Genomic DNA, 7,641 nt, shown 5'->3' on the forward strand with positions numbered 1-7,641 from the left:
GGTCATGTGCAATATATTATCGCTTCATATGTGTGATGCACAAGGGCCTTGGAACCCAGATCAAATTACTGAGTATCGTTTAAATTTTTCGGTTTTATTTAGTGTAATGAGACAGAAACTCTATCAGGTACTTATTGCACCAAAAAACTTTCAAGCCCTTTTTAAGTATAGGCGCTAAAGTTAAAATCCGACCGGGACAGCCGCAATAAAGTAGATAAGCCTAAACGCCATCATGTCTTTAGGAGAGTTTGCTAATGAAAGTTCTTAAGTTGACGCCATTGGCTGAACGGATACGGAATGACACCATCCTTTTTTTTGGATTCCAGACTGGAATGACACCTCTGGACACTTCCGTCGTAAAGGAACCAGTGTCAGCTACTCGGATGACACCTTTTTTCTACTTAGTTTGGGTTATGCAAGAAGTCTAATGAAGTGAAAATAAATTTATTTACCAAAATAGAGTTGCCTTGGTCTACAGATCTTAGTTTCTTTATCATTTATCATTTCATACCACTGAGTAACCCAACCAGTGGTTCTTGCAAGTGCAAAAATAGGCGTGAACATATTTGAGGGAATATCGATAGCATTCATTATTATACCTGAGTAAAAATCAACATTTGGATATAACTTACGCACAATAAAATATTCATCCTTTAAAGCTATTTCTTCAAGTTTTTTTGCAATTTTAAGCAGTTCATTATTTTGTTCTAGTTTACTTAGAACCTCATGGCAAGCGCCTTTCAATATACGCGCGCGTGGATCATAATTTTTATAAACACGATGTCCAAATCCCATCAATTTAAATGGATCTTTATCATCTTTAGCTTTTTCGATGAATTTATCTATATCTCCACTTTGCTCTATCTCTTTTAGCATATTTATAACTGCCTCATTAGCTCCACCATGTGCTGGTCCCCAAAGTGTAGCAACTCCTGCAGAGAGGCTTGCAAACAGATTAGAACCAGCCGATCCCACCAATCTGACAGCCGCCGTAGAAGCATTCTGTTCATGATCAGCATGGAGAGTAAATATTTTATCCAGAGCTTTTGCAAAAAGGGCGCTTTTATCATTATCAACAGCATCGCCAAATATCATCTTTAAGAAATTTTCACTGTAACTTAATTCATTGTTGGCATTTATGAATTCCTGATTGTTGATATGCCTATAAATCATTGCAATAATTGTGGAAACTTGCGCTATTGCAGAAATTCCAAAATCTAGGTCTTCACCATTGACATTGTTGCCATGCTTTTCATGGTAAGATGCTGACAAACTTGCAAAACATGCAATTAAAATCGACATAGGGTGAGCAGTCTTTGGAAATGCTTTGATTACATTTGTAACTTGCTCTGATACTTTGGATAATTTTTGTATTTTGAGAAGAAATTTTTTGTGTTGCTCTGAACTGGGTAATTCACCATAGAGCAATAAATAAATCACAGCAGTAAAACTATTATTCTCTGCCAAATCAGCTATATCATGTCCCCTATATTTAAGAACTCCTTCATCTCCATCAATGAATGTAATTGTGGAAGAGCATGAAGCTGTAGAAACAAACCCCGGATCATAAGTGAATAATCCTGTCGTCTTATATAAATCCTTGATATTTAACACGTCAGGACCTATTGTTCCACTTAATACAGGTAGCTCGATTTTTAATCCATTACTTAGTTCTAATAGCACTTTTTTATCCATCACTTAAGCTACTTAAATTTTATACAGAATATACAAACTGAAGAGTATATATTAATACAGTTAACTTTACTTTAACCGTATTAAGCGGTCATCAATGCTTTTACTTTTGCATTTAAGCGACTTATTTTACGCGCAGCAGTATTCCTATGAATAACACCTTTATTCACACACTTGTGTAAATTAGATTCAGCATTCCGAAATGCCAGAACAACATTTTCTTTGTCGCCAGACTTGATTATATCAACCAATTTTCTAATAGAGGTGCGAGTTTTACTTTTCCGCATCTTATTTATTAAAGTGCGCTTTGCTATTACCTTTATCATTTTTTTAGCACTCTTATGATTTGCCATATATTAATACCTAAAATACTGTACTTTTTTTTTAATTATAAAGTTTTTTTGTTAATTTGCAATATCAGTTTTTCCTATGGTTAATCTACTGCTTCTCTCTTCAATAATTTTTTCTAAACTTTGCAAGAATTCATTTTTGTTTAACCCAGGATATATTGGGGGCAATATTTCTATTACTGCCTTTCCGGGATTCTTTCTCAGAGAAAGTATGCTTTTTGGCCAAAACAAACCAGTGTTTAAAGCAACCGGTAACACAGGAACAGATAATACGCTATATAAAGCAGCAATACCTGGTTGATATTTTATATTTTGGTTTATAGTTGTTCTTGTACCTTCAGGAAATATTATTATGCTTCTATTTTCTTTTATACGCATTTTTGCTAGTTTGATTATATGGCGTATAGAACTGATACCATCTGAACGGTTAATAAAAATCATTTTCAGCGCTATAAGATGCAAACCAATGAATGGAATCCATTTCAATTCACGTTTTAAAATAAAAACCGCTTTTCTAAATAGTAGTATAAAAATAAATGTTTCAAATGGAGATTGGTGTTTAGATGCAATGATAAAAGGTTGCTTAGGGATGTTTTCCATTCCCCTCACTTCATATTTAATGCCACATAATAAACGCAGCATGAATAATACAACTCTCACCGAACAGACGAGGAAAATGGTTATTACACACTCAGAAAAGAAAATTACAGGGAGAGTAATGAAAGTATAGAATACCTCCCATAATATAAGAAAGAAATTAAACAATAAACTTGAAATCACAAACTCACATAAATTTATTTAAATTTAACTTTATTACAAATTAAAAACAATAAATTTAATTATTGATCATCTGAGTAATAGGATGCGAATCAGCTAATTTGTCCTTTAACTTTTCGTTAGCAATATGAGTATATATTTGTGTTGTAGAAAGGTTAGTATGGCCAAGAACTTTCTGTATCAACACAATATTTGCTCCGCTATTTAGTAGATGGGTAGCAAAAGAATGCCTAATCACGTGTGGAGAGATTTTATTTTCATCAATATTGCATTTTCTTGCTAACTCCTTCATTAATTGACCGACCCTCTGCCTTGTAATTGGTTTATTAGGTTTATCACCTGGGAATAGCCAATCGGATTCCTTTTCGTTAGGGATCAGATTGTCACGAACTGATAAATAATTTCTAAGGCTCTGCAATGCTTGTTCATTAAAAAGAATTTGCCTCTCTCTACCACTTTTTCCTTTTATTATTATATAGCATTCTTTGTTATTACTGTTTATTAAATGTGACACTTCACATAATTTCATACTAATTAGTTCAGAAACACGCATTCCAGAAGAGTAAAGGATATCTAAAATCGCACATAGCCTTTTACTGCTTATCTCTTTATTTGATTCGCTTGCTGATTTTCTCACTGCGTCCATTAGCAAAAATATTTCTTCGACACTTAAATACTTAGGCAAAGGACGAGAAACTTTTGGATTCTTTAATTCAGCATCATTAGCCGGCGCTGGATTAAAATCTATTATTCCGTCATTAAATAGACACTTGTAAAAATTTTTCATAGCGGATATTTTTCTTGATATAGAGCTACTTTTATATTTTTTTTGTGTACATAAAGATTTCACATAATCTTTAATATTGGTTTTGTTTACACCAACCAAGGTAGTGCCGCTTTCCAATAAAAATTCTTCAAACTGGTGTAAATCCGAACGATAACTTTCCAGAGTATTTTGTGCAGCGGACCTCTCTGAAGCTAAAGCATCTATGTAATATGTTATGTAAAGATTTTCTTTTTTATTTTGCGACTGTTTATTTTTCATTATCAGTTCCTATATTTATTTCTTTGGCTATAATTTGATTAGAAGTGTTCCCTGTGTTTCTTATGAGAAAATATGAGACAAATAAAGCATTTATCAATAGAGTGAACATCACAAACTTTTGCTTTAACCTTTTTCTTAAATTTAATCTTACTCTTATCATAGTTAAATTATAACGTTAAATCTATAAAAAACACCTTATAAAGTGAGCTCTACTATAAATATAGAATACTTCTTAGCTGTATCTATCTATACTTATTATAACATAACATTGATTATAATTCTAACATGGACAGATAGAGATTTCAATTACGTTAGTGTTATGGGTGTTAATAAATTTTTAATATACACCTTTACAAAAGAAGAAGTCAAATGGCATCTTTTTTTAATAAAGTGCTAATAAAAGGAACGGTCACATTCGACCCTATAGATTCATTATCTATCTTCTCTATAATTTTATCAATGCTATAGAAAGAACGTTCTATTCTTGCTAAAATATAATTAATCACTTTTAAATCAATTTTTAACTGTTTATCTGAAAATCGTTTTATTAGCATAATTCTTAATAATTCCTCGCTTGCAGGCAAAATTTTTACGCTGATAGTTGATAATATTCGAGAACTTAAATCTCTTAGTTTGAAGTTAAGCTTTTTTGGTGAAATTGAAGAAGTGATTAGCAGCCTCTTGTCGTTTTCTTTCATGTAATTGTAACAATGTAATAACATTGCTTCATCTTTAATGTTTTGTACGTCTTCTAAAATAAAAGCATCGCTATACCTAATCTCGCTTACGAAGTTATTCACATTGATAAAGATTGCATCGTTTATTGATTGCCAAATATGAGCAAGATGAGTTTTACCGGAGCTTTTAGGTCCAAAAAGAATCAGACATTTCCAAGATAAATCATTAACTACCGAATTATATACGTGCTTATTTTCATCTAAGATGATGTAATTTTGCCGGCTATAATCAGCTTGATTGTTGTTAAATAAATTTAATTGCACGTTGAACCTCTTACGTAACCTCTTTCTGGTAGTAATTTTTGCGCAGAAATTTACTTACGCTCCTCAAATGTGTCAGGTATTCTGGGCTCATTTCTCCTCTTACCATAAATTGATTATGCAAAAGGTCTGTTAGCCGTTTTTATAAAGCTCACTTTTAAAATATTTATTGATTGCATATTCTACTGATACATTGAACATTGCTATTATTGGAATAAAAAGTAATATACCTATAAATCCAAAATATGAAGCGCATATAGTAATTCCCAGAATAATTACAGTTGGATGTATATGAACTTTTTTTCCTATTAATAAAGGAACTAATATGTTTGAATCTATTAATTGCCCAACACCAAATAATAGCAAAACAGCAGCACTTTCAAACCATCCACTAAATTGAGTGATAGCGCTCAAAAACCCAATAATGGTATATAATAATGGCCCTACGTAAGGTATGAACGTTAACATTCCTGATAAAATTCCAATAACAATAGAGTGTTCCAATCCGATTATGCTCAGGCTCACAGAGTAAAAGACCATCATGACAATACATACATTTACCTGCCCCTTTAGATAATTAGATATAATGAAATCCACTTTGGAAAAATAATCTGCAATTTTTCCTCTGTAAGGAATAGGGATTAATTTACTAGCTTTTTCTATAATTAAAGGCCAATCACGTAATATATAGAAAAACACTACAGGAGTAATCACCATTAATGATACCGTGTTAAAGCTTGAACTTAACACTTGGATTACAAAGTTACTAGCAATATCAAGAGCATTCATGAAATAAGATACATAGTTGCTGTAATTTTCTGCTAGATTTTTAGATAAGTGATCAAATAAGCTATCCTCGATTTTTATATTAAGAAATTCTAATACAGAGGGGATTACTTTAAGCTCTAATGAAGGCACTTTACTCACTAAGAAATTTAATATTGAAGTAATTTGAACATATATAATAGGTAAAACAAATGTTATGACTAGTATAAAAGCTATTAATAAAACAAGTATTATAAAAATTACAGAACATGAACGTGGTATTCTATACTTTTCAAACTTAATTACTAGCGGATTAAACAAATATGCAATAATAATAGATATTAAACATGGAAAAATCATAGTACGCATCAGGAATAACATCCCTATTATAAAAAGCAGTATGAAACAAATAGTTATATGACGTTTTTGCATGTGTTTAGCGTAGCTAATTTACTGAAAAATATGCAATTTATTTTTCCTATGTTGAAAGTATTTTACGATTTGTAATACTATCGTTTTTTACTAAAATTTAGTTGTTTAATCCGCAGGCAAAGATAGATTTTGAGCTCTCTAAATATCTCTTTTGCTATTATAATTATGCTAGTTAATAGGGGAAGTAACTTTTATATGATGTCAGAAATTTTATTTTTCGGAAAGAATCTTGGATAGAGAGGAAAGCTTCTACAAAAAGAAATATGTGCGCTAAGAAATACAAAATAGCAGCATTAATAGTTGCAGCGGGAGTAGGCAGTAGATGCAATTCTACGATTCCTAAGCAATATATAAAACTGGCAGGTAAATCTGTTTTATTTCATACAATTAAAAGATTTCTGGCTAACCAATATATAGATTACATAAGAATAGCAATTAATAGAGACCATGAAAGTTTCTATGAGAAAGCTATATCACTAATTACAGACACTAAATTACTAAGCCCTGTATACGGAGGAGAAAACAGGCAAAGTTCAGTTAAACTAGGGCTTGAAAGCTTACAAAAAATTAACCCAGATTTTGTAGTTATACACGATGCTTGTAGGCCTTTTGTGTCAGATGTTCTGATAGATCACTTGGTTGAATCTATGATTAATGATCAATATACAGGAGTAGTTCCAGCAATAGAAGTTGAAGACACTATGTCATTGGTGAGTAATAGTTTTATCGAATCTACGATTTCAAGAGGAAAGCTCAGAGCCATACAAACCCCTCAAATTTTTAATTTCAAAGAATTATTATCATGTCATCAATCAGTCAAAGAATTTACTGACGATTCATCACTAATGGTAGAGCACAAAAAACATGTTGCGATTATTAAAGGTGAGAAAAGCAATTTTAAGTTAACCACAAAAGAGGATATCAATATGGCAAAGCTTCTTTTTGAAGAGCCAAAATTTCGTGTCGGAGCCGGTTATGATATACATAAGTTCATTAAAGTTCAAAATGGTGCTGAAAGCTTTATAAAAATTTGCGGTGTGAAAATTGAACACAACATGGCAATAGAAGCGCACTCTGATGGTGATGTTGCAATACATGCAATCGTTGATGCAATACTCGGAGCACTGGGATGTGGCGACATAGGAGAGCACTTTCCTCCTAGTTCCTCTGAATGGAAAGATTGCAATTCATCTCACTTTCTTGACTTTGCTGCTAAAAAAGCAAAAGAAAAAGGGTACAGCGTGTCTAATTTAGATATTACTATAGTTTGTGAAGAGCCTAAAATATCGCCTTACAAAGTAGAAATGAAGAAATTCATATCAAAAGCATTAGAAATTGATGATGAATTTGTAAATATCAAAGCAACCACTGCAGAGAAATTAGGTTATATTGGAAGAAATGAAGGAATAGCAGTGCATGCTTCTGTGTTATTGCATACAAACTTTTATTGGAAATAGAAACGAAAAAACTTACTTGACATTCTTCGCCAGCCCCCTTATCATGAAACTGAAGCTATTTATTTATCTTCTCTGTACAGATTAAATGACAAAAAAACTCACGTATCTGGCGTCCCATGTTTAAT

General features: G+C 32.0%; 8 protein-coding genes and 1 pseudogene. 2 read left to right on the forward strand and 7 right to left on the reverse strand.

What is annotated here, in order from left to right; genetic code table 11:
- Positions 1 to 255, forward strand: a pseudogene (locus OZD66_RS03110) (IS4-like element ISWosp8 family transposase); the annotation flags it as partial.
- 189 nt (positions 256 to 444) lie between these two features.
- On the opposite strand, the gene OZD66_RS03115 reads toward OZD66_RS03110, so the two are convergent.
- The 7 genes from OZD66_RS03115 to OZD66_RS03145 all read right to left on the reverse strand — a co-directional run bounded on the left by OZD66_RS03115 (position 445) and on the right by OZD66_RS03145 (position 6,059).
- Positions 445 to 1,695: a citrate synthase gene (locus tag OZD66_RS03115; RefSeq protein ID WP_182367597.1), complete on the reverse strand. Its 1,251-nt coding sequence runs from the start codon at positions 1,693 to 1,695 to the stop codon at positions 445 to 447.
- Positions 1,696 to 1,775: 80 nt separating this feature from the next.
- A complete protein-coding gene (rpsT, locus tag OZD66_RS03120; RefSeq protein ID WP_012673338.1) occupies positions 1,776 to 2,045 on the reverse strand; it encodes a 30S ribosomal protein S20 in 270 nt (89 codons plus the stop codon).
- A 51-nt stretch (positions 2,046 to 2,096) separates the two neighbouring features.
- Positions 2,097 to 2,822 carry a lysophospholipid acyltransferase family protein gene (locus OZD66_RS03125; protein ID WP_010963063.1) on the reverse strand — a complete coding sequence of 242 codons (726 nt, stop codon included), beginning with the start codon at positions 2,820 to 2,822 and terminating at the stop codon, positions 2,097 to 2,099.
- 55 nt (positions 2,823 to 2,877) lie between these two features.
- A complete protein-coding gene (locus tag OZD66_RS03130) occupies positions 2,878 to 3,864 on the reverse strand; it encodes a tyrosine recombinase (protein WP_182367599.1) in 987 nt (328 codons plus the stop codon).
- Positions 3,854 to 4,024: a hypothetical protein gene (locus tag OZD66_RS03135; protein ID WP_007549057.1), complete on the reverse strand. Its 171-nt coding sequence runs from the start codon at positions 4,022 to 4,024 to the stop codon at positions 3,854 to 3,856. The genes OZD66_RS03130 and OZD66_RS03135 overlap by 11 nt, the downstream gene beginning before the upstream one ends.
- Before the next feature lie 205 nt (positions 4,025 to 4,229).
- On the reverse strand, positions 4,230 to 4,865 hold the full coding sequence (locus tag OZD66_RS03140; RefSeq protein ID WP_006280257.1) for a DnaA ATPase domain-containing protein: 636 nt from the start codon (positions 4,863 to 4,865) through the stop codon (positions 4,230 to 4,232).
- Positions 4,866 to 4,994: 129 nt separating this feature from the next.
- A complete protein-coding gene (locus tag OZD66_RS03145; RefSeq protein WP_182367604.1) occupies positions 4,995 to 6,059 on the reverse strand; it encodes an AI-2E family transporter in 1,065 nt (354 codons plus the stop codon).
- Between the two features lie 263 nt (positions 6,060 to 6,322).
- Between OZD66_RS03145 and OZD66_RS03150 the strand changes: the two genes are divergently transcribed.
- Positions 6,323 to 7,516 carry a bifunctional 2-C-methyl-D-erythritol 4-phosphate cytidylyltransferase/2-C-methyl-D-erythritol 2,4-cyclodiphosphate synthase gene (locus OZD66_RS03150; protein ID WP_182367606.1) on the forward strand — a complete coding sequence of 398 codons (1,194 nt, stop codon included), beginning with the start codon at positions 6,323 to 6,325 and terminating at the stop codon, positions 7,514 to 7,516.
- Positions 7,517 to 7,641 lie beyond the last annotated feature (125 nt).

Source organism: Wolbachia endosymbiont of Drosophila baimaii, from assembly GCF_028982185.1.
GTDB classification, from domain to species: domain Bacteria; phylum Pseudomonadota; class Alphaproteobacteria; order Rickettsiales; family Anaplasmataceae; genus Wolbachia; species Wolbachia pipientis.

What these genes read in the sequence shown, in the direction of transcription:
- OZD66_RS03150 (WP_182367606.1), top strand. Translation starts at nt 6,323, where the DNA reads ATGTGCGCTAAGAAATACAAAATAGCAGCATTAATAGTTGCAGCGGGA.
- OZD66_RS03130 (WP_182367599.1), bottom strand. Translation starts at nt 3,864, where the DNA reads ATGAAAAATAAACAGTCGCAAAATAAAAAAGAAAATCTTTACATAACA.
- OZD66_RS03145 (WP_182367604.1), bottom strand. Translation starts at nt 6,059, where the DNA reads ATGCAAAAACGTCATATAACTATTTGTTTCATACTGCTTTTTATAATA.
- rpsT (WP_012673338.1), bottom strand. Translation starts at nt 2,045, where the DNA reads ATGGCAAATCATAAGAGTGCTAAAAAAATGATAAAGGTAATAGCAAAG.
- OZD66_RS03135 (WP_007549057.1), bottom strand. Translation starts at nt 4,024, where the DNA reads ATGATAAGAGTAAGATTAAATTTAAGAAAAAGGTTAAAGCAAAAGTTT.
- OZD66_RS03115 (WP_182367597.1), bottom strand. Translation starts at nt 1,695, where the DNA reads ATGGATAAAAAAGTGCTATTAGAACTAAGTAATGGATTAAAAATCGAG.